We start from the raw sequence: 22,486 nt of genomic DNA on the forward strand, positions 1-22,486 counted from the left end.
ATAGTTGCTGGTATCCGGTCTGGTGGATGCCTTGTATCCGGTCTGTGCATGCCATCTGGATGTGATGATCTTGGTATAATCAACATAACCGAAGTCAATATCTACAGTAGAATAAGACGGGATTCCCGCAACCAGACCCTTGGTGGTATTCAGATATCCGCCACCGTCACCATCGGTGGACTGCCAGATGGTATATTTGTACTTTTTCTTGTCAGGAGCCGGAATCGTATCACCATACCGCGCAAGCCATACATCATAACCTGTCATCTTGCTCCAGTCAAGCTTGTTGTCATACCAGTCTGTATTGCAGTAGATCATTGGATGATATCCGGCTTTTTTACCTCATTGCAGAAGGTCTTTGCCAGATCTGCGATCTGTGATGCGGAAAGATTGCGCATCTGATCATATTCAATGTCATAAACCACCGGATAGGATACTTTATATCCATCCATTTTACGGATAGCAAGCTGCGCTTCCTTCAGTGCCTGCTGTGTGTTCAGCGCAAGGCTGTACACATAGGTTCCTGTCGGAACTCCTGCCTTCTCTGCCTGTTTCATGTTGTAATCATATGTCTTATCCAGATGATTCAGACCATAGGAGATCCTGACAAAAGCAAAATCTACATTAGATTTTTTGACCTGGCTCCAGTTGATGGTATCCTGCCACTCAGAAACATCGATTCCACGTGTGACAGCACCTTCCAGCTTCTGGCCGCTTCCGTTATAGCAGACACCGTTGATCTTCTTCCAGGCCTTTGAACTTACCCTGGAATTCTGTGTTGCCTTCCCGCTGGGGACCTTTTCTTCCTCAGCAACTGCCTCGCTTCGGTCTACGCCTCCGCCGCCCATGGCCATCGCTGTAGTTCCCATTGTTCCGATTCCCAGCAGTGCTGCCATACAGCCTGCCACCAGCCATTTCTTCCAGTTTTTCATTTTAGTTTCCTTCCATAAATTATGTTGTTTATTTGTGCATGACTTTTATTATACATATGAAAAAATGGAAAGTAAAGCCATATATGGAAAAAGACCGATGTCAGCTTCATACAGCTGAACATCGGTCTTCAGTTATTCTATATATTTCTTTCTGGTACTGTTCGGTAAAGATCACGGAACTTCCGGGTCTGTAGGATCAAAGTTTCCGGCTCCACGGAAGGTTGCCAGCGGTCTGCGGCCTAACGGTCCCTTGAAGGATTCATTGTTAACGTAATTTCCGCTGCTGTAAATGTGGATCGTAGAACCGTTACAGTTCTCAAATACCCACTTCGCATCAGCCACACAGGTACGGATACATCCGTGAGATGCAGGCTGACCAAGCTTCAGGTACTCGCCTGCCGGAAGATTATAAACACTCCTGGTCGATCCGGCTACGGAATGGATAAAGATTCCTCCCTGTCCGCATCCGTCAACATGTGTTCCATACTGTCCCCAGGACGGTCCCATCAGTGGCTGCCATCTCAGACTGCGGGTCAGTCTGTATGTACCATCCCATGTAGGTGTTCCGGAGAGACCTACAGAAACACGGATTGTCTTAACAGGAATCGTCTTGCTACTATTTGTGTATACAGTCATAACACCGTTGGTCTTATCAACCTCCAGGTAATATGGTCCTCCGTAAATACTGGAAACATCATTGCGGCGGTAACCATCCTTATCAAAGTAATACAGTTTTCCATCGATCCATCTGCTTGTATTGGTCAGATACTTGGAACCGCTGTCCGGATCGATATATTTGACCTGATCATAGTAATCGCTGACGATCACCCAGCCGGTGGAAAAACGTCCCTGGCTGTCCAGATAACCATTTACGGAACCACGCTTCATGGATTTATTTGTCACAACGGTATAGTTCTGCAGATAGTACCAGTATTTACCTACCTTCTGCCAGCCTGACTTTTTCAGAACACCGTTGCCGCCTGCATAATACCACTTATTCTGGTAACGGATCAATGTACTCTTGTACATCCAGCCTCTGTGCGCATTGGCATCTGATGTTGCAAAGAAATAGTATTTTTTGCCGATCTTTGTTTTTCCTGTTGCAAGCTGTCCTGTGCTATTAAAGTAATAGCTCTTTTTGGAGGACTTGTTTGTTATCATCTGGCTCTTATAATGGTTTCCGTTTTTGTCAAAGTAAAACCATCCGAAGAACTGGCCTTTTGCGTCGGTCACCTTCTGCCAGCCATATTTTTCAACAACTTTTCCTGCTGTGCTTCCGAAATAATAAATCTTGTTGGATGCACCCGGGCAGCCATGCCAGCAGTTCTTCCAGGAAACTCTCTGGCCATTGCCTCCGAAATAATATCTGCTGCCTTTATACTTCACAAGTTTTTTTGTAATGATGCGGCCCTTGCTGTCTGAAACATAATATGCGTTATTCTGCGCCTTCGCCATTGTATTCGTCATAACATAGCCGCTGGCATTCAGCATATATCGATATTTCTTGGACATTACAGGTGATACATAAACTCCATGTTTCATGATCTGTCCACGTGTGGCAGCCTTCGGACTACAATAGATAAAACGTTTTTGATTTTTGCTGTTTAAAACATATGTCCATCCGCCATAAAAAAGCTTTCCTGGAATCTCTCCTGCCTTTGATGCCGGCTGGAAGTAATACTGATATGTTGTGGAACCGGTTGTCAGCTTCAGGATTCCTGTTCGCGGTTTTCCGTTACGCATCAGTGTATAATAAGCATTTCCGATCTTTTTGATCTTGCCTACAAGGTTCTGAGCCTCTATGGATTTGTAATCACCCTGGGAATTATAATAGCGGAAAACAGTTCCTGTCCATAACCAGTAATTTCTCTTCTGCTGGCCAAGATTGGATGTCCACGGTGTGATTGCTTTTCCGGTGGAATCCGAATACAGGGAAGCTTTGGAGTTTTCGAGGAAATACCATTCTGTCTTCTGTGTTCCGGTATAACCTGCTGCACCTGGCTCACGGGTCATACGGCCGGTTACCAGATATCCGTCTTCATTAAAAAGATAATATCCCACATGTCCGTTGGTATTGATCTTAAGAAGACCATCCTGCGCAGTAAAATAATTATCTTCGATGGAACCTGTTTCTGATACCTGAGAAGCGTTCCCTTCATCCTGGGCAAGAGTCTCTGCGTTATCTACGCTCTCTGATGTTTCGACTGCCGTCTCTGTTTCTGCGGGTGCTGTCTCTTCGGATGTCTCCTCTGCAGACACTACATCTGCGGATGCTGTCTCTGCAGAAGCTTCTGCTGCGGATACTTCCTCTGTAGAAACTTCTTCTGCTGCAGTCTCCTGCTCTCCTTCTGCTGACTCATTCTGGAGTACCTGAGCCTGCTCACTCTCTGCTGCACCTTCCGGAAGCTCTTCAGTCTGCTGTACCTCCTGTGCTGCTGCAGCTGTTTCATCAACTGTTGTTTTCTGCTCTTCTTCGCTGCTTTCTGCAGGATCCTCAGAAGCTTTTCCCTCCGGAGCTGCAGATGCAGCAACCTTCTTTTTGCGGAGTCTGTAAAAACCGTTTGCAGAAACCCAGTCACTTGTCTTGGCAACGACTACACCGTTTACCAGTGATGCTCCGGTAGCAGAAATTTCCTCTGCCTTGTTGTTCTCTACTTTGTTCTGTACTGCGGTATCTGCTGACGGTGCATCCAGCTCCTGTGCATCACCTGCACTGAAATCATCGCCCGGATCTGTACTGTCTTCTGTTGTCGCATCCGGTGCTTCTGTAGCCTCCGGTGCTTCTGTAGTTTCCGGTGTCTCTGTAATCTCCGGTGTTTCTATAACATCCGGTGTCTCTGCGGGGTTCTCCGGTGCAACAGGTGTTTCTTCTGAACTGTCTGTACTGTCAGTACTACCTGTCTGATCCTCTTCTGTCTCCGGCTGCTGTACAGTCGTTTCCGCTTCATCACTGAATACATCCTCAGCCGGATTGCCGGCTGTCTCTGCTGCCATCTGCACGTCTGTACTTCCCAAAGCCGCAGCGCCGGCTTCCAGAGTTCCGCCCATGCATAATGTCAGACTGAGAAAAATTGCCACAACTCTTCTCTTCACAATAATCCCTCCTGATCATGCTGCTGTAAATAATTATTGTATCTGTTACGTATCATTCGCCCAGTCCGCCTTCGATAAGAGCCACAAGCGCATCTATCGCAGCCTGTTCATCCTCACCCTCGCAGACCAGTGTGATCTCATCCCCGCTTTTAACACATGCACCCAGAACACTCAGAACACTTTTGGCATTCGCTGTACCTCCGGCATACTGAAATGTTATGGACGATTTGTATTTTATTGCCTCGCCGCATAAAAGCCCTGCGGGACGAAGATGAAGCCCTGACGGGTTCCTGACCGTTACCTTATAACTTAACATTGCTGCTGTCTCCCTTTATATTACTTATCCTTCAAGCCTTGTCCAAAGCTGTGATTACTTACTGACTACTGCTGTCTACATTGGAAACCTTGGAGATTTTGATCTCGGCGGTTACATCCTCCAGCAGCTTGTAGCCTTCCGGAAGGCTGATTTTGATCGGTACTTCGTAGCTGCCCTCCTCCCAGTCATCCATGGAAAGTGCTGCTCCTACCGACTTCAGATCAAATTGGGAAAGATCTCCGTCTTCCGCCTGCACCTTCAGTTCAATATCCGCAACTTCAAATGCCAGCTGCAGATCATCAGGCAGACCCTTTACTTTGATATCCTCTGTCGGGAAGCTGTATATCTTACTGCCCTCCGGCAGGATATTGACTGTGATCCAGAGGTCCGTACTGGATCCGGATGTCAGCTTAAGGCCATCCGGAAGAAGTTCTGACAGGTTTACTTTCTTTTCCACGTCATTGCTCTTTCCTGAAATATCCACATTCTCATTGTCTAGATAAATGGTATTTCCCTGAAGTTTCAGATTGTTCAGTGCTTCCTCACTTCCGGCTACGCTGAAAGTCTCCGGTACTGTTGTGACACTATCCACAACATAGCCTTCTGCTGGTTCCCCTGTATATCCCGCACTGATCCGTATATCAGAACGCACCTTCCAGAGCTTTGCCGTGACATTAACCTTTCCGTTGTTGTCAAATTTCAGATAGCTCATGGAATTTGATGAAAGAGTGTCCTGATTCTTATCTGTGATAGTCAGTTCTGCGTCCGTGATCATCGTATCCTGATCGATCCCGTCAAGTTTTGAACTTACATCCACACTCACACTATCTATTTTACCAACCAGAGATTCCGGTCCTGTAATACGGACTTTTTCCGGATTTGCGGTGAGCGAAGCAATCTCCAGCCCCTGTGCCGGCTTGCTGTCATCACTGGTAACATTGATCGCAAATTCTTTGGTCACCTTTTTTTCCAGATGGACACTCAGATTCTGCGGTGATACACTAATGTTTTCCGGCAGTATCCCGGAGCAGGTCGCTGTAATGGGAATCATTACAGGATCTGTATCGGTAGACTGGGCCTGCTGCAGATCCGCAACTGCCTTAATATCACTTGAGGTGAGACGGTTGACTGTCTTCCGATCACCTGTAATATAAACACGTACGGAATTTTCACGGTCATCCTGCATGACCATCTCACCCAGCTGATCCACATAAGCTTCGTTGATGATCTGCACATCTGAGATCACAAAGCCTTTCGTAATGATAGGGTCATCAACATTTACTACGATCAGCCACACCAGGATTCCCACAATAATCGACATGATCTTCAAAGGGATGTTCTTAGTCAGATTTTTCTTCATGTTTCACTCTCCCTTTCAGCAGATTTCTCAGCTTACCGTTGTCAACAACCTTTTTATTCTGAGCAGAAACAAGTACTTCACGAAGCTGCTTGCTGTTAAGCCCTCTGGACAGTTCTCCGCCTCTGGCCACTGAAACCTGTCCTGTCTCTTCCGAAACAATGATCGTAAGAGAATCCGTAGCTTCGCTGATACCCACACCTGCTCTGTGTCTTGTTCCCAGCTGTTTGCTCAGTTCCATATTATCTGAAAGAGGCAGATAGCAGGTTGCTGCTACTACACGGTTCCCACGCACGATCACCGCTCCGTCATGAAGAGGTGTATTATGCTCAAAAATATTGATCAGCAGCTGACTGGTAAGGATACCGTCAATATTGATACCGGTTCTCACATATTCGTCAAGCCGGATCTCTTCCTCGATCACGATCAGTGCTCCGGTCTTAACTTCACCCATATCAAAACAGGCCTTTACCAGTTCGTTGATAGTCTTGTCATTGAAACGCTCCTGCACTTCCCTGCCGGAATCAAAGGGAATAATGTTGGAAACAAACTTCTTCTGTCCCAGCTGCTCCAGCGCCTTCCTCAGCTCCGGCTGAAAGATTACGATCACACCGATCACCAGCACATTAGCCAGGTTCCGGAAGATCCAGAGGATCGTATTCATTTTGAAGATATATGCGACCAGGATAAATCCAAGGACGATCAAAATGCCCTTCAGAAGGGTATATGCACGTGTAAATTTAATCCATGCCATAAACTGATATACAAAAAAGGAAATCAGTCCGATCTCAATGATATCTATCACGCCAAATCCCGGAAGGGAAATCTTCCCCAGATATCCGGCCACAACTGTCAGCACATTCTGCATAAGTCTCCTCCTTTCTTCCTGAGCTATTCCAATCGTTCCTGTTTAAAGATCCTTCAGCGATTCCTCCAGCTGTTTTTCGAAATCGATCTTGTCCAATCCCTGCGGTTTCTCACTTACTGTATTTTCGGAAAACATATCCGGCATCTTTACTGTATGCATTTCGTTCTTCTCAGGAAATACATCATCACTGAAAGACACAACATTGTCTTCTTTTTTTCTTCTTTTACCGGCTCCGCATTGATCTTTTTGATGCTTCTCTCAGAAGTGGCGACTGATGCCTTCGGAACGGCTTTTACGTAGTAATAGTACTCATCATCCTCATATTCCAGACGTTCTGTTCTGCTGTAATCTCCGCCAAAAACAAAGAACTCCAGAACAAATCCTGCCAGTACGGAGATCACTGTGGACAGGATCATCGGCACCATGGCTACCGTAATACTAATGCAGAAATCTCCGGCAAGGATAACCAGGATATAGATCACGCCGCCGGCAATGACAGCGATCCTCCATGCATAATCAAACGCCCGTGTTCTCAGAAGGTTCACAAACAGGATCACTACCACAAACGCGATCACTGTGATCCACATTGCCCAGTTGTGGACAAGTCCGTCAGAGATCAGCTTCAGTTTTTCTGTGATCTCTGCGGCAGGATCACTGAGTGCCGCCGACTGTGCATGTACAAACCGTATAAAATAATAGATCACAACACCGCATCCGGCCGGAAGCGCTGACAATGCACTACCCAGCAGGCCTGCTCCGATCGGCATAAGTGCAGGAACACCAAATCCGAAGGAAAGTGGTGTAAGGATCATTGCAAGATTCTGTGACCTGCTGAATCTTAGGAACAGGATCAGCATAAACAGAATAAGAAGCAGCATAAATCCTGCCGTTTCGATCCCGACTGCATAACAGTGCCCGATCATCAACGCAAATCCCATAAACATCATCACGGAAACCGGAAGGATCGAACATACAAGCGCCAGGATCAGGACAACAAAAATATTATCCAGCTGTTTCATGTAGCCCATATTGCTGTTGATCCAGAGAAAATAGGCAAATGCCAGAACAAACTTCAGGACCGGCAGTATATATACTTCATATTGTCCGTAAAATCTTTTGATATTCTGTTTGATCTCAAGTAAAGCTGTCATTTTCTATGTCCTCCTGCATTTCTCCGGACCGGATTTCTTTTTTCCTCCCGCCCGTAGATTTTTTCCAGTCTTGTAAGATCCTGATAATATTCCCTGACACTTTTTTTTGCCCGGAAATATTTCACAGAATACTGGATGTAGGTCAGTATCGAATATACAACAAGCACGATCAGATAACCGACGATGATATAGATCCCAACCTCGACCAGATTAATCTTATTCACATTATCCATAAGATATTCGCTGAAATATGCGGCAACGCCTGCAAGTCCCAATATATATCCGATCGTTACCAGAAAAAAGTTTCTGATCAGTGCAAGTCCAATATAATCACTTCGATAATATCTGCTCACCGGAAGATACTTCCTGCCTTCTCCATGCTCATACATGGCCAGACGGTTCATGATCTTCACTTTTTCTTCATTTACCATAAAAATAACTCCTCATAAGCTTTCTTTATCAGGAAAATCCCCGATATATGATCTGCATTACGCTTTCCATACAGTTATACTGTTTAACTGCAATCAAATTTATTGTAGCATAGTTCCATACCTATGAAAAGTGTTTTTTCGGCTGTTTCATGCCCTTCCTGCGCATATTGTCAGAAAATAAACTTTCTCTGCACCGGCCTCAAGAAGACACATTGCCATGGCATCTGCCGTACTTCCTGTTGTGTATACATCATCCACCACAAGTACAGAAAAACCCGGGATCTTTTCGGTTACCTGATATGCATTTTTCAGGTTCTGACGCCTCTGTATGGCATTAAGTTTTTTCTGAGATCTTGTGCTTCGTATCTTCTTTACCAGATGCTCATTCCATGGGATCCCCGTAAGAACACTGAGCCTTTCTGCCAGATATGCTGCCTGGTTAAAACCTCTCATCCTTTTTTTCTGGGATGCAGAGGAACGGGAACGATCAGATCAGGCTTCCACCGTTCCAGATATTTTTTCCGAAGACGCTCATTGCCTTTGCATAAAAATCCCCATATTCCCGACATCCGTAATACTTAAATCGTACCAGAGACTGTCTCCAGACCTCTCCGTACCAGAAAATACTTCTGCCCTCCGTAAAATGATGGGCACCCTTGCGGCAATCTTCACAGTATTCCTCTTCCATTTTTACCGGTCTTCCGCATTTCATACACCTGGGACCGGATATAGGCCTGACCTTTCCGGAACACTCCGGACAGATCAGCCGGTCTTTTTCTTTCAGTATCTGATGACACAGCGGGCATTTTTTCGGGTAAAGCATGTCCAGTAAAAAATCTGCTGTTTTTTTCAAGAAAGTCCTTTCTCCCCGATGGCGCTCTCCTTCTGTTCAGATTCATCCAGCTCCCGGATCCGTCTGTCCAGAGAGCTGTATCTCTGCTGCTGTTTTTCATTACGGATCATCTCCGCAAAAGTGGTCTCGCTGCCTACTACGGTAACACATTTTCTGGCTCTGGTCACTGCTGTATACAGAAGATTCCGATTCATCAGCATCCTTGGTCCGGAAAGGATCGGAAGGATCACTGCCGGATATTCTGAGCCCTGGGACTTATGTATGGTCACTGCATAGGCAAGTTCCAGTTCCTCAAGCTGTTTGAAGGAATATTCTGCCTGTCTGCCATCCTCAAATTCCACGGTGGCCGTTTCCGCAAATTCATTGATCTCCGTCATAATACCGGTATCTCCATTAAACACGCCCACACCTTTATCCACAGGAATCTTGTATCGTCCAAGGATTTCCCACTCCAGCTGGTAATTGTTCTTCACCTGCATCACCTTATCCCCTTCACGGAAAAGGCGCTGTCCGATCTCTTTCTCCTTTTTCTTTTCATCCGGCGGGTTCAGATATCTCTGAAGTATCTGGTTCAGCCGCTCCACACCTAAAAGTCCCTTACGCATAGGCGTGAGCACCTGGATCTCATAGGGCTTTGCATCTACATAACGCGGAAGCTTCTCCTGGATCAGTGCGATCACCACACGGATAATGATGTCCGCGTCATATCTTTTCAGAAAAAAGAAATCCCGGCTCTTGTTATTGATGGTCACCTGCTCGCCCCGGTTGATCTTATGTGCATTCACCACAATATCACTTTCAGATGCCTGGCGGAAAATCTTTTTCAACTCTACTACCGGAAAACAGCCGCTGCGGATAATATCCCTCAGAACATTTCCCGGGCCTACACTGGGAAGCTGATTTTCATCACCTACCAGGATCAGTCTGGTCCCTGCTGTCACTGCAAGAAGCAATGAATGCATCAGTGCGATATCTACCATGGACATCTCATCAATGATGATCACATCCGCTTCCAGCGGATTCTCCGAATTCCTGTCAAAATGAACTGCACGGCCTTCCTGCTCTTCCTCCGGCATTCCATTCAGCTCCAGAAGTCTGTGGATCGTCTGAGCCTCGTATCCGGTAGCCTCTGTCATTCGCTTGGCTGCACGGCCGGTGGGAGCTGCAAGCCGCAGCTCAGCGCCTTCCTCTTCAAAATAACGGATAATCGCATTGATCGTTGTAGTCTTTCCGGTTCCCGGCCCGCCGGTCAGAATGAACAGACCATGACTGGCAGCTGCCGCCACTGCCTGTTTCTGCATTTCATCTAACCGGGTTCCTGTCTCCTTTTCGATCCTGTTGATCCGTTTCTCCATCATCTCCTCATCTTCCGGGCAGAGGATGTTCAGCTCACAGAGCATTCTGGCTGAATTCAGCTCAAGATAATAATATCGTGTGGGATAGACAACTGCACCGTCTTCTGTTTCTTTCAGGATCAGTTTCCGGTCTACTACCATATCCATGAGATGTTTTTCCATGTAGGAGGAATCTACTCCCAAAAGTCCGGATGCCCTGGAAAAAAGTTCCTCCTTCGGGAGATAGATATGGCCTTCTCCTGAAGCCTGTAGGAGAGTATACAACATTCCGCTTCTTATCCTGTAATCTGAATCTGTATGGATCCCGATCCGGGAAGCGATCTCATCTGCGATACGGAATCCCACACCACTGATATCCTCTGCAAGGCGATACGGATTCTCCTGCAGGACTCCATATACAGTCTGCCCATATTTCTGATAGATCTTTGCGCCGAGATTCAGTGATATCCCGTATTTCTGGAGAAAGATCATAGCGCGGCGCATATCTGCTTTCTCCGTCATCTGTTCTGCGATCTCCATGGCCTTTTTTTCGCTGATTCCCTTGATCTCAGCCAGCCGCTCCGGCTCTTCCTCTACAATACGCATAGTATCATCACCGAAACGACGTACGATCCTGGCTGCCAGTGCCGCTCCGATCCCCTTGATCGCACCGGAACCCAGATAACGCTCCATGGCCAGTGCATCCTCCGGCATTTTTTCTACGTAGGAGGCTATCTGAAACTGCTTGCCATACACCGGATGTGTTGTATAATTTCCGGAAGCTTCAATGGCAGCCCCCTGGGTGATCGCAGGAAATGTCCCCACACAGGTCAGTTCCCGTTCCTCTTCCATCCCTTTCAGTACCATGACCGTATATCCATTATCTTCATTTCGGAAGATCACATGATCTATATATCCTGTAACTGTCTCACTCATTTTTTCTCCATCTGTAAACCTCTGATAACAGCAAAAGGCACTGCAGCTGCAGCGCCTTATCTGTATGAGTTTCCTGCGGCAGTCTCTTCTCTGACCCTGTGCCGTCCGGACGACTCATAACGGTTTACATCCTTGACATGATTTCCGCATATTTTCCTGTTCCTGCAGCCACTACAAGCATTGCATCCTGTACCGTCAGTGTGCTGACTCCTGTTTTCTGCTCGATCAATGCATCCATTCCATGCAGCATGGCACCTCCGCCTGTAAGAACGATTCCTCTGTCCATGATATCTGCCGCCAGCTCTGGCGGTGTTTTCTCAAGAACGCCATGGACTGTCTCCACAATCTGTCCGGTCGTTTCCCGCAAAGCGGTCCGGATCTCCTCAGATGTCAGTGTTGCCACCTTCGGAAGTCCTGTGATGATATTTCTGCCCTTGACCTCCATCGTGCGAAGATCCGCTTCTTCACTGGCTGTTCCGATCTTGATCTTGATATTCTCCGCTGCATCTTCCCCGATAAAGAGGCTGTGCTTCTCACGTACATAATTCATGATCGCATGATCAAAATTATCTCCTGCAACCTTCACAGAAGCGGAAACAACCACTCCCCCTACCGATATGACCGCAACATCCGTGGTCCCTGCACCGATATCCACGATCAGATTACCAAATGGCTTGGTGATATCTACACCTGCACCGATAGCAGCAGCGATGGGCTCGTCCACAAGAAAAACTTCCCTGGCTCCTGACTGATAGGCAGCTTCCTCAATTGCTTTACGCTCAATCTCCGTGATCCCACTCGGAACACTGATGCTGACTCTCGGTTTCCGGAACGCTCTCCGTCCCATAGCCTGTGAAATAAAATATTTCAGCATCTTTTCCATTACATTATAATCTACGATCACACCTCTTCGGATTGGCCAGATCACTTCCATATTGGAAGTCAGATGGCTTGCCATCTGTCTGGCTTCCTCACCGATTGCTCTGATCTTCTCTGTATCTTTATCATAAACAACCACAGAGGGCTCTCTTAAAACGATTCCCTTGCCTGTGGAAAACACCAGACTGTTTCTGGTTCCCAGATCGATTCCAATATCCTTTGCCGGCATAAATCCTCCCGCCTGCGTCATACACGTTCATATGCTGACGCATTTATGACTTATTCTGTTCCGGTCTGTGCCGGAACGTTCCCGCACTTCATTATATACAAAACCACAGAAATTGAAAAGAACTTTTACCGGTTATTTCTGTTCCAGATATTTTTTCACATATTTACCGGTGTAGGAAACCGGATTCTCTGCTACTTCCTCCGGAGTTCCTCTGGCAATTACCGTTCCGCCTCTGTCACCGCCTTCCGGTCCGATATCAATAATATGATCCGCCGTCTTGATCACATCCAGATTGTGCTCAATGACCACAACGGTGTTTCCTCCTTCAGACAGACGGCGCAGGATCTCGATCAGCTTGTGGACATCCGCAAAGTGCAGTCCTGTGGTAGGCTCATCCAGGATATAGATCGTCTTTCCGGTACTGCGCTTGCTGAGTTCTGTGGCAAGCTTGATACGCTGTGCTTCTCCTCCGGAAAGAGTGGTGGAGGGCTGACCCAGACGGATATAGGAAAGCCCTACATCATACAAGGTCTCGATCTTTCTCCTGATCGACGGTACATTCTCAAAAAATGTCAGTGCTTCTTCCACAGTCATATTCAATACATCATAAATACTCTTGCCCTTATACTTCACTTCCAGAGTCTCACGATTGTAACGTTTGCCCTTGCAGACTTCGCAAGGCACATATACATCCGGAAGAAAATGCATCTCGATCTTGATGATTCCGTCACCGCTGCAGGCCTCGCACCGTCCGCCCTTGACATTAAAACTGAAACGGCCTTTCTTGTAGCCCTTTGCCTTGGCATCTGCGGTGGCTGCAAAAAGATCACGGATCTGGTCAAAAACTCCGGTATATGTGGCAGGATTGGAACGAGGAGTTCTTCCGATCGGGGACTGGTCGATATTGATCACCTTATCCAGCTGATCGATACCCAGGATGTCATCATGTTTCCCGGGGATCACTCTGGCACGGTTCAGGTCTCTGGCAAGTCTCTTGTACAAGATTTCATTGATCAGAGAGCTCTTACCGGAGCCGGAAACACCTGTGATACAGGTCATCACTCCCAGAGGAATATCTACGTCGATATGCTTCAGGTTGTTCTCTGCCGCACCCTTTATATGAAGAAATCCGGTTGGTTCCTTCCTCACTTCCGGTACCGGGATCTTCAGCCTTCCGCTTAAATAAGCTCCTGTCACAGACTGCTCATTTTTCATCAGATCCTCAGCTGTCCCCATTGCGACCAGTTGTCCGCCATGTTCTCCGGCTCCGGGGCCGATATCGATGACACAGTCTGCAGCACGCATGGTATCTTCATCATGCTCCACCACGATCAGACTGTTGCCAAGATCACGGAGACGCATCAGTGCCCCCAGAAGCTTGTCATTATCTCTCTGGTGAAGCCCGATACTCGGCTCATCTAGGATATATGCAACCCCCACAAGCCCGGATCCGATCTGTGTGGCAAGACGAATCCTCTGAGCTTCTCCGCCGGAAAGGGTTCCGGTAGCTCTTCCAAGTGAAAGATACTCCAGGCCAACCTCTGCCAGAAATCCAACCCTGGCGCGGATTTCCTTCAGGATCTGTCTTCCAATAAGCTCCTGCTGCTTTGAAAGCTTCAGATTGCGGAGAAAGCCCTGCAGCTTCTGTACCGGCATATTGGTCACTTCATAAATATTCTTATCCGCCACGGTCACTGCCAGGGACTCCTTCTTCAGCCTCTGTCCCTTACATGTGGTGCACGGAGTAATCCGCATAAAGCTCTCGTATTCCTGCTTCATAGCCTCGGAACCGGTTTCACGGTATCTCTGCTCCACATTGCGGATCAGTCCCGGGAACGCCACATCGTAAACGCCCTCTCCCCGCTGTCCTTTATAATAAACCTTCACAGAATGACCGCCGGTACCATGGATGAGGATATCCTGGACCTTCTTCGGATACTCGCAGAAAGGTGTATCCAGAGAAAATTCATATTCCCTTGCCAGGGCATCCAGGATCGCTCTGGAAAAGCTTCCCTGCGTGGTACAGGACTGCCATCCGAGAACAGCGATAGCCCCTTCATTGATACTCCGTTTCTTATCCGGGATCATCAGATCGATATCAAATTCCATCTTATATCCAAGACCCAGACACTGGGGGCAAGCACCAAACGGATTATTAAAGGAAAAGCTCCTGGGTTCGATCTCATCAATGCTGATGCCGCAATCCGGACAGGAAAAACTCTGACTGAAATTCAGAAGCTTCCCGTCCATAGTGTCTACTACCAGCAGACCATCCGCCAGATCCAGCACGGTTTCAATGGAATCGGAAAGACGCTTCTCTATTCCCGGTTTCACAATAAGTCGATCCACAACGATCTCAATGTTATGTTTGATATTCTTATCCAGCTTGATCTCCTCAGAAAGCTCATAGAGATTTCCGTCGATCTGCACTCTCACATATCCGCTTCTTCTGGCCTGATCCAGAAGTTTAACATGGGTTCCCTTGCGGCCCCGCACTACCGGTGCAAGAAGCTGGATCTTCTGGCGTTCCGGAAGCGTCATGATCTGATCCACCATCTGATCTACCGTCTGTTTGCGGATTTCCCTTCCACATTTGGGACAGTGCGGGATTCCCACACGGGCATACAGAAGTCGGAAATAATCGTAGATCTCCGTTACCGTACCCACTGTAGAACGGGGATTCCGGTTCGTTGACTTCTGATCAATAGAGATTGCCGGCGGAAGGCCCTCGATACTCTCCACATCCGGTTTCTCCATCTGTCCCAGGAACTGCCTCGCATAGGAAGAAAGTGACTCCATATAACGTCTCTGCCCCTCTGCATAAATGGTATCAAATGCAAGAGATGACTTACCGGAGCCACTGAGTCCGGTAAGTACCACAAACTGGTCTCTGGGAATATCGACGCTAAGATTCTTAAGATTATTCTCATTGGCTCCGCGTATCCTGATAAAACGCTTCTTATCGTTTGCTTCTGCTGACATGAAAGCCTCCTACTCTGTCCGGTCATAAAAAATACTCCGGTATTCTTCTCAACAGCAGAATCTACCTCTCTTATTCCGCTGTAAAACTTCTGATTTTTTATCAGTATACTGCCAGAACATCCGTTCGTCAAGGTGAAAAAATCGACAAATTTTTCTACAACAGAAAATCCGCCATCACTCCATTGCTCACATGGATTCCCTTTCTCGAAAGATATATCCTGTCTCCTTTTTGTTCCAGCATTCCGATCTCCAGATGTTTTTTCAGGACCTCTCCGTAAACGTTTTCCATATTTTTTCCGAAATATTCTGCAAACGCTTCCATTGAAACGCCCTCTGTCATCCGAAGCCCCAGAAACATAAACTCAGCCATCTCATCTGCCTCTGTAAGGCTTTCCATATTCTGGCGGATCTTATCCGGAAACGCACTGTTTCCAATATATTCCTTCATATCCGCAGTATTGGAAAAACGCATATGCTCCAGAAGTGAAGACGCCCCAAGTCCCAGTCCCAGATAATCGATCCTCTGCCAGTATCCCTTATTATGACGGCATTCCCGTCCGCCTTTCGCATAATTGGAGATCTCGTACTGATGAAACCCATATTCCTCCAGGATCCCTGCCGTATTCTCATACATACGGTACTCCGTATCCTCATCCGGCAATTTCAGCTTTCTCTCCCCGAAAGGAGTGCCTTCCTCAATGATCAGACTGTAGGCGGAAATATGTTCCGGCGAAAGCCCTGCCACCGTGCGGAGATTTTTTTCCCAGTCTGCATAAGTCTGTTCCGGAATGGCACTCATCAGATCGATATTGATGTTGGAAAAGCCTGCATCCCTTGCCATAAAAAAGCTCTCCTGAAACTCTTCCCACGTATGGATCCTTCCAAGGATCTTTAATTCCCGATTCTGTGGGGACTGAAGTCCCAGACTTAATCGGTTGATTCCGTGTTCCAGATATATTTGAAGTTTTTCTTTATATAAAGTCCCCGGATTTGCTTCGATGGTGATCTCAGCATCCGGGGCCACAAAAAACTTATTTCTGATCTGATCCAACATCTCTCCAACAAGAGACGGATCCGGCACGGAAGGTGTTCCTCCGCCGATAAAAACTGTGGTGATCTCCCTGTCCGAAAAATCCGGAACAGCGGCAATCTCCCTTTCCAGAGCCTGGAAATATTCACGCTGCCTCTCTTTTCCGGCAGGTCCGGAAAGGAAATCACAGTAATCACATTTTTTTACACAAAACGGAATATGGATATAGAGCTCCAGCGGTTTTTTCGCCTCATTCTCCATCCATGGCTCCTTCCTCTCCACCACTACCTGATGTATCATTATCCTCATCGGAGCTTGTATCTTCACCGTCACTATCTGCATTATCCGTGCTTCCATTCGAAGCAGCCGGTGTTGGTGTCACGCCATCGATCCCCAATGCCTCACTGCCGTTTTCTGCCAGGTACTCATTGACCATTGTCAGATTTCCATTGCTCGTCACTGCATCCGGATCTACGGTTTTCGGATCAGGAGTGGCAGTCGGTTCCGGCGCTGTACTGATTTTGATCACACTTTCCTCTTCTGCATTTTTCTTCTTTGAACCACATCCGGTAAGCAGAGCTCCTGTTATAGCCAGAAGTCCTGCTGCCAGAAACAGTTTTTTTATATTTTTTTCAAAAAGTCATCTCCTATTTATCATCCAGCTTCAGGACACTCATAAATGCCTTCTGCGGGATCTCCACGTTACCTACCTGACGCATACGTTTCTTACCTTCCTTCTGTTTTTCCAGAAGCTTCTTCTTACGGGAAATATCTCCACCGTAACACTTGGCAAGTACGTCTTTACGCATGGCTCTTACCGTCTCTCTGGCAATGACCTTGCTTCCGATAGCTGCCTGGATCGGGATCTCAAAGAGCTGTCTCGGGATCTCGTCTTTCAGCTTCTCACACATCTTTCTTCCACGCTCGTAAGCAGTATCTGCATGCACGATAAAGGAAAGAGCATCCACTTCTTCTTTATTCACAAGGATATCCAGCTTCACAAGCTCACTTCTCTCATATCCGTCCAGTTCGTAATCCAGGGATGCATAACCTCTGGAACGTGACTTCAGTGCATCAAAGAAATCATAAATGATCTCGTTCAGCGGCAGTCTGTATTTCAGGAGTGCACGGGTTTCTTCCATATATTCCATGCCTTCATACTGACCACGTCTCTCCTGGCAGAGATCCATGATCGCACCAATGAACTCTGTGGTTACCATGATCTCCGCCTTCACCATAGGCTCTTCCATGTATTCGATCTCTGAAGGATCCGGAAGGTTGGTGGGATTGGTCAGCTCGATGATCTCACCATTGGTTTTATAGACCTTATAGATAACACTCGGTGCTGTAGTTACAAGATCCAGGTTATACTCTCTCTCCAGACGCTCCTGGATGATCTCAAGATGAAGAAGTCCCAGGAAGCCGCAGCGGAAACCAAATCCAAGGGCGATCGATGTCTCCGGTTCATAATAAAGGGAAGCATCGTTGAGCTGAAGCTTCTCCAGTGCGTCACGGAGATCGCCGTACTTGGCACCATCTGCCGGATAAAGGCCACAATAAACCATAGGGTTTACCTTCTTATATCCCGGAAGCGCCTCTGCACAGGGGTTGTCCGCATCCGTTACCGTGTCACCCACGCGGGTATCACGGACATTCTTGATGCTGGCTGTGATATATCCGACCATACCTGCTGTCAGCTCGTCACATGGGATAAACTGACCCGCTCCAAAATATCCAACCTCCACAACCTCCGTAGTGAATCCGGTCGCCATCATATGGATCCTCGTGCCCTTTTTCACACGTCCGTCCTTCACTCTGCAAAATACGATAACACCCTTATAAGGGTCATAAACAGAGTCGAAGATCAGAGCCTTCAGAGGTGCATCCACATCCCCCGCCGGCGCCGGGACCTTATTGACGATCTGCTCCAGGACCTGGTCTACATTCAGTCCTGTTTTTGCGGAGATCTGCGGTGCATCCTGCGCTTCAATTCCGATCACATCCTCGATCTCATTGATAACACGCTCCGGATCCGCACTTGGAAGGTCGATCTTGTTGATCACCGGAACCACATCCAGATCATGGTCCAGTGCCATATATACATTGGCAAGTGTCTGAGCTTCGATTCCCTGTGCTGCATCCACAACAAGGATCGCTCCGTCACAGGCAGCAAGGCTTCGGGAAACTTCATAGTTAAAGTCCACATGTCCCGGGGTATCGATCAGGTTAAAAATATACTCATTTCCGTCCTTGGCTTTGTATACAATACGAACCGCCTGGGATTTGATGGTGATCCCTCGTTCTCTCTCAAGGTCCATATTATCCAGAACCTGGGCCTGCATTTCCCTCTCGGTAAGAAGTCCCGTCATCTCGATGATACGGTCCGCAAGTGTTGACTTGCCATGGTCGATATGTGCAATGATACAAAAATTCCGAATTTTACTCTGGTCTATCATTCAGGAAGTCCTCCTTAAATTTCTCTCGTATAAAGCGTTCAGAACGCATATTTTTCCATACTGCTTTTTATCATATCATATTTCAGCCTTCTTTGTCACTGCCTTTCAGAACTCTGTTTAAGATATCTGCAAAAGGTTCCATGGCATTTCGGACTTCCTCCACGGTATTTGTCTGTGCTCCGGCCTCCAGAAGCAGGGCCCGTGGCTTAAGATGCAGATTATAGCGAAGACCTGCCAGATAGATCCCCCGGTAAAGATCGGGGTAATACTGTGCCGCCTGATATTCCAGCTGAAAGGAAAATGCCAGATTCTCTTCTATGTAAGGATTGGGCAGATAACTCACTGCCCCCTGACTGACTGTATAGCTTAATCCATTATAAAAAAGCAGCTGAGCAGTAGGTTTTCCATTCACCTGCGTTACCAGATGACGCTCATCCGGCACACCATCTCTGTGAAGATCAATCACAACTTCAATGGTGGGATTTTCTTCCAGCACTTTTTCTATGGATGCCCTGGCATAATCATAAGCCTTGCTCCTGTCCAGTGTTCCTCCCATCATATCAAAGGCATCTGTTATATGAATGACCTGGTATCCATATGTTTTTTCCAGAAGTTCAGTAAGATGATCTCCCACTCCTACGATGGTGTCCTCAGTCTGTCCTTCTCTTGAATCTGCAAAAGCCTCCTGGGAATGGGTATGATAAATCAGGATCTGGGGTACCGATGAATCCTTTTTAACGGACAGATCCTCCTTCAGAAAACGGGGCGCACTGATCTGCTGCGCATTCGTTTCCGTATTGGAATCCAATATAAAAAACTGATTCATCACATAGTCAAAATCTGCCAGTTTCGCCTGAGACAAGTCAATCTGCGGATGTGGCAGTGCCACAGTCTCCTGTTCCTTCGCAGTATTTTCACCGGATTGGTTCTCCTCTGACGGAGGAGTCTCCGGTTCTGTGTTCCCCGGCTCCGTAGCTTCCTGTTCTGAACCTCCCGGCTCTGTAATTTCTGGCTCTGCAACTTCCTGTTCTGCATTTCCCTTAACAGTCTCCTTTTCATTTTTTTGCCGTCAGGAGATTTTTTCTCTGCCTCTTCCGCTTCTTTCTTTTGAATTTCTTTTTTCTTTTGAAGCTCTTCTTTCTTCTGAAGGGCTTCTTTCTTCTCCACTTCTTCCGCCTCGGCCATCAACAGCGTCTCCTGCTCTTTTCGGTTCTCTGCTTCCACTTCTTCACCCAGATGCTCTGCGTTTTTTTCCTGCAAAAGCATCTCTGTTTCCCGGTCTCTGCCATTTTCCTTCTGCAGAGCTTTCTTTTCCAGAAAGCAATACAGCGGCAGCTGTCTGTAGATCTCACCATGCCTGAAAAAATCTCCCGGAAGGACAGCCACCACACCCAGGAAGATCAGGCTCAAAACCACGCAGAAAGCCCTCTGGATATTCGTCACCCACGATCACCTCTTATGGTATTTTATGACCTGTCCTCTTCGATTAGACTATCGGAAAAAGCCAGATTCAGTCCCTCGGAAATGGTAAAGCTTAAATATCGTACCGTTTCATCCACATCCTTTGGTGTTACAAACATGGTGTAAAGCTTCGGCGAGATCATTTCTTCCAGAAACTCCTTCTGCTCATCCTCCTCCAGTGCCTCCAGAAGCTCTGCCATGGAATCATGGACAATAGTAGCCGCATCCACCACAGTCGGAACACCGATCCCGATCACACGGACCGAAAGATTCTCTTCATTCAGGCCTTCCCTGTGATTCCCCACGCCGGAGCCCGGACTAATCCCGGTATCCGTGATCTGGATCGTCCGGTTAAGTCTTGTCGTACTTCTGGCCGCCAGCGCATCTACGGCGATCACCAAATCCGGCTTTGTCTCCGAAACAACACCCCGAACAATTTCCAGAGTTTCCATTCCGGTCTGTGCCATCACACCCGGAACGATACCGCTGATCTGATGCATTTTCATATGTTCATTGCTCTTCAGCCCATATTCCCGGATCACATGCCTTGTCATATGAAGATTGGAAACTGCACGAGGGCCAAGGGAATCCGCAGTAATCTCCTGATTTCCAAGGCCTACCACCAGGATCGACTGCTGCCGTCCGAGATCGATCAGCTCCCGCAAATGATGTGCCACCTCTTCCGAGATCTCCCTGTGATAATCCTCATCCGGAACGGAAAGATCCGGTGCCTCAATGGTAATATAGGTCCCCTGTGGTTTTCCCATGGTCCTGGCTCCATTTTCCGTTGTGATCCGCACTACGGTAGTCCGAACATCCTTTTCCTCATCGTATCTTTCCCTGATCTCTACTCCACGTACTTCTACGTTTTCCGCCTGAAAGCGTTCCGTTGCTTCCAGCGCCAGGTCTGTTCTGATTCTGCTCCTTCCAGCCATACTCTCATCCTCTTTTTCTGTAAGATTGCAAAGACTTTTTCGCTGCTGCCTGCAGCTTTTCCGGTGTTTTCCCTTTTATTATTTCCCCTTTTTCCCATAAATATGTATCATTTCCCCTTTTCCACACAGCATCTGGTATTTTTTGCATATTTTTTTGGAATTTTTGCGAAAAACATCTTGACATTCCTGTGCACGTATAATAATATATATAAGCATGTTTCATAGGAGCGCCCGTGTCTGTTCCTGTGAATGTAATTTAATATTATATTTTTAAGGAATCGGAGGTGTACGAATTGGCTAACATTAAATCCGCAAAGAAGAGAATCTTAGTTAACAGCACTAAGGCTGCAAGAAACAAAGCAATCCGTTCTGCAGTTAAGACTTCCATCAAGAAAGTTGAGACAGCAGTTGAGAATAAGGATAAGGCAGCTGCAGAGGTTGCTCTTAAGGACGCAATCTCCACAATCAGCAAAGCTACATCCAAGGGCGTTTATCACAAAAATAACTGCGCCAGAAAGATTTCCCGTCTTTCCAAAGCTGTCAACAGCATTGCGTAATAGACCACGGAATATTTTAGTTATAAGCTTATAAGTAAAAGGAAAGACAGTCGAACCGTCAGCGACTGTCTTTTTTGTATATAGATTTCTGCATTGACCAAAAGGAGTTTTTTATGATATCCCATCCCTTTCCCTACCGCATTATCCGCAGCAGCCGGAAAACCCTGGCGATCCAGGTCAGCGTTTCCGGTCAGGTAACTGTCCGCGCTCCACACACAATGCCAGATTCCACCATCCATCGTTTTCTCTCACAGAAAGAAAGCTGGATCCTGGAGCATCTCTCACACGCTGCCACTGAGCCGGCACAGCCCCAGGCTGAAAACCCGCCTCTTTCGGAATTCCGCCGCGGTTATTATATGGAATCCGCCAGAAAAATATTCAAAAGAAAAGCCGCAGCCTACGCCAGAAAAATGGGCGTAACCTACGGCCGTATCACGATCCGGGAACAAAAAACCCGCTGGGGAAGCTGCACCAGCGAAGGAAACCTGAATTTCAACTGGCGGCTGATCTTCGCCCCGGAAAAAGTCCTGGATTATGTTGTAGTACACGAACTTTCCCACAGAAAAGAAATGAATCATTCCTCTGCCTTTTATGCAGTGGTGGCATCTGTGATGCCAGAGTATAAAGCCTGCGAAAAATGGCTCAGGGACAACGGAGCGACCCTGTGGCAGAACCCGTCTCCGTAA

Annotated in this window: 19 protein-coding genes and 1 pseudogene; 2 read left to right on the forward strand and 18 right to left on the reverse strand. The window is 47.2% G+C overall.

Features of this window, described 5'->3' with window-relative positions; genetic code table 11:
* Nucleotides 1-231 precede the first annotated feature (231 nt).
* The 18 genes and pseudogenes from CK1_RS17315 to CK1_RS17400 all read right to left on the reverse strand — a co-directional run.
* A pseudogene (locus CK1_RS17315) lies at nt 232-932 on the reverse strand (GH25 family lysozyme); the annotation flags it as partial.
* Nucleotides 933-1,103: 171 nt separating this feature from the next.
* The gene (locus CK1_RS17320) at nt 1,104-4,025 is read right to left on the reverse strand and encodes a L,D-transpeptidase family protein (protein WP_173740718.1); all 2,922 of its coding nucleotides are present in this window, start codon (nt 4,023-4,025) and stop codon (nt 1,104-1,106) included.
* A 52-nt stretch (nt 4,026-4,077) separates the two neighbouring features.
* On the reverse strand, nt 4,078-4,341 hold the full coding sequence (locus CK1_RS17325; RefSeq protein ID WP_015527424.1) for an HPr family phosphocarrier protein: 264 nt from the start codon (nt 4,339-4,341) through the stop codon (nt 4,078-4,080).
* 58 nt (nt 4,342-4,399) lie between these two features.
* Nucleotides 4,400-5,701 (reverse strand): CdaR family protein, encoded by a 1,302-nt coding sequence (locus CK1_RS17330; protein ID WP_015527425.1) that lies wholly within the window; start codon nt 5,699-5,701, stop codon nt 4,400-4,402.
* Nucleotides 5,682-6,566, reverse strand: coding sequence for a diadenylate cyclase CdaA (gene cdaA / locus CK1_RS17335; protein ID WP_015527426.1), 885 nt, complete (start codon nt 6,564-6,566; stop codon nt 5,682-5,684). The genes CK1_RS17330 and cdaA overlap by 20 nt, the downstream gene beginning before the upstream one ends.
* A 146-nt stretch (nt 6,567-6,712) precedes the next feature.
* The gene (locus tag CK1_RS17340) at nt 6,713-7,717 is read right to left on the reverse strand and encodes a hypothetical protein (protein WP_015527428.1); all 1,005 of its coding nucleotides are present in this window, start codon (nt 7,715-7,717) and stop codon (nt 6,713-6,715) included.
* A complete protein-coding gene (locus CK1_RS17345; protein ID WP_015527429.1) occupies nt 7,714-8,148 on the reverse strand; it encodes a hypothetical protein in 435 nt (144 codons plus the stop codon). Before CK1_RS17345 ends, CK1_RS17340 begins: the two co-directional genes overlap by 4 nt.
* Nucleotides 8,149-8,295: 147 nt before the next feature.
* Nucleotides 8,296-8,601 (reverse strand): ComF family protein, encoded by a 306-nt coding sequence (locus tag CK1_RS17350; protein WP_015527430.1) that lies wholly within the window; start codon nt 8,599-8,601, stop codon nt 8,296-8,298.
* Between the two features lie 34 nt (nt 8,602-8,635).
* Nucleotides 8,636-9,001, reverse strand: a complete 366-nt coding sequence (locus CK1_RS17355) for a double zinc ribbon domain-containing protein (protein ID WP_306289037.1) — start codon at nt 8,999-9,001, stop codon at nt 8,636-8,638.
* Nucleotides 8,998-11,271: an SF1B family DNA helicase RecD2 gene (gene recD2 / locus CK1_RS17360; RefSeq protein WP_015527431.1), complete on the reverse strand. Its 2,274-nt coding sequence runs from the start codon at nt 11,269-11,271 to the stop codon at nt 8,998-9,000. Before recD2 ends, CK1_RS17355 begins: the two co-directional genes overlap by 4 nt.
* A 124-nt stretch (nt 11,272-11,395) precedes the next feature.
* Complete coding sequence (locus CK1_RS17365; protein WP_015527433.1) at nt 11,396-12,379, reverse strand: rod shape-determining protein; 984 nt, start codon at nt 12,377-12,379, stop codon at nt 11,396-11,398.
* Nucleotides 12,380-12,511: 132 nt separating this feature from the next.
* A complete protein-coding gene (gene uvrA / locus CK1_RS17370; RefSeq protein WP_015527434.1) occupies nt 12,512-15,361 on the reverse strand; it encodes an excinuclease ABC subunit UvrA in 2,850 nt (949 codons plus the stop codon).
* A gap of 154 nt (nt 15,362-15,515) precedes the next feature.
* Nucleotides 15,516-16,652 (reverse strand): radical SAM family heme chaperone HemW, encoded by a 1,137-nt coding sequence (gene hemW / locus CK1_RS17375; RefSeq protein WP_015527435.1) that lies wholly within the window; start codon nt 16,650-16,652, stop codon nt 15,516-15,518.
* Complete coding sequence (locus tag CK1_RS17380; protein WP_306289038.1) at nt 16,642-16,920, reverse strand: hypothetical protein; 279 nt, start codon at nt 16,918-16,920, stop codon at nt 16,642-16,644. Before CK1_RS17380 ends, hemW begins: the two co-directional genes overlap by 11 nt.
* Before the next feature lie 118 nt (nt 16,921-17,038).
* On the reverse strand, nt 17,039-18,847 hold the full coding sequence (gene lepA / locus CK1_RS17385) for a translation elongation factor 4 (RefSeq protein ID WP_015527436.1): 1,809 nt from the start codon (nt 18,845-18,847) through the stop codon (nt 17,039-17,041).
* Nucleotides 18,848-18,929: 82 nt separating this feature from the next.
* Nucleotides 18,930-19,853, reverse strand: a complete 924-nt coding sequence (locus CK1_RS17390; protein WP_306289130.1) for a stage II sporulation protein P — start codon at nt 19,851-19,853, stop codon at nt 18,930-18,932.
* A gap of 460 nt (nt 19,854-20,313) precedes the next feature.
* Nucleotides 20,314-21,243 carry a GPR endopeptidase gene (gene gpr / locus CK1_RS17395; RefSeq protein WP_015527438.1) on the reverse strand — a complete coding sequence of 310 codons (930 nt, stop codon included), beginning with the start codon at nt 21,241-21,243 and terminating at the stop codon, nt 20,314-20,316.
* Nucleotides 21,244-21,247: 4 nt separating this feature from the next.
* Nucleotides 21,248-21,466 (reverse strand): hypothetical protein, encoded by a 219-nt coding sequence (locus CK1_RS17400; protein ID WP_015527439.1) that lies wholly within the window; start codon nt 21,464-21,466, stop codon nt 21,248-21,250.
* A gap of 70 nt (nt 21,467-21,536) precedes the next feature.
* On the opposite strand from CK1_RS17400, the gene rpsT reads away from it, so the two are divergent.
* Together rpsT and CK1_RS17410 are read left to right on the forward strand one after the other, a co-directional pair.
* The gene (gene rpsT / locus CK1_RS17405) at nt 21,537-21,800 is read left to right on the forward strand and encodes a 30S ribosomal protein S20 (RefSeq protein ID WP_022426951.1); all 264 of its coding nucleotides are present in this window, start codon (nt 21,537-21,539) and stop codon (nt 21,798-21,800) included.
* Between the two features lie 113 nt (nt 21,801-21,913).
* Complete coding sequence (locus tag CK1_RS17410) at nt 21,914-22,486, forward strand: M48 family metallopeptidase (protein WP_015527440.1); 573 nt, start codon at nt 21,914-21,916, stop codon at nt 22,484-22,486.

Origin of the sequence: Ruminococcus sp. SR1/5, assembly GCF_000209835.1 — a bacterium.
Classification (GTDB): Bacteria; Bacillota; Clostridia; order Lachnospirales; family Lachnospiraceae; genus Blautia_A; species Blautia_A fusiformis.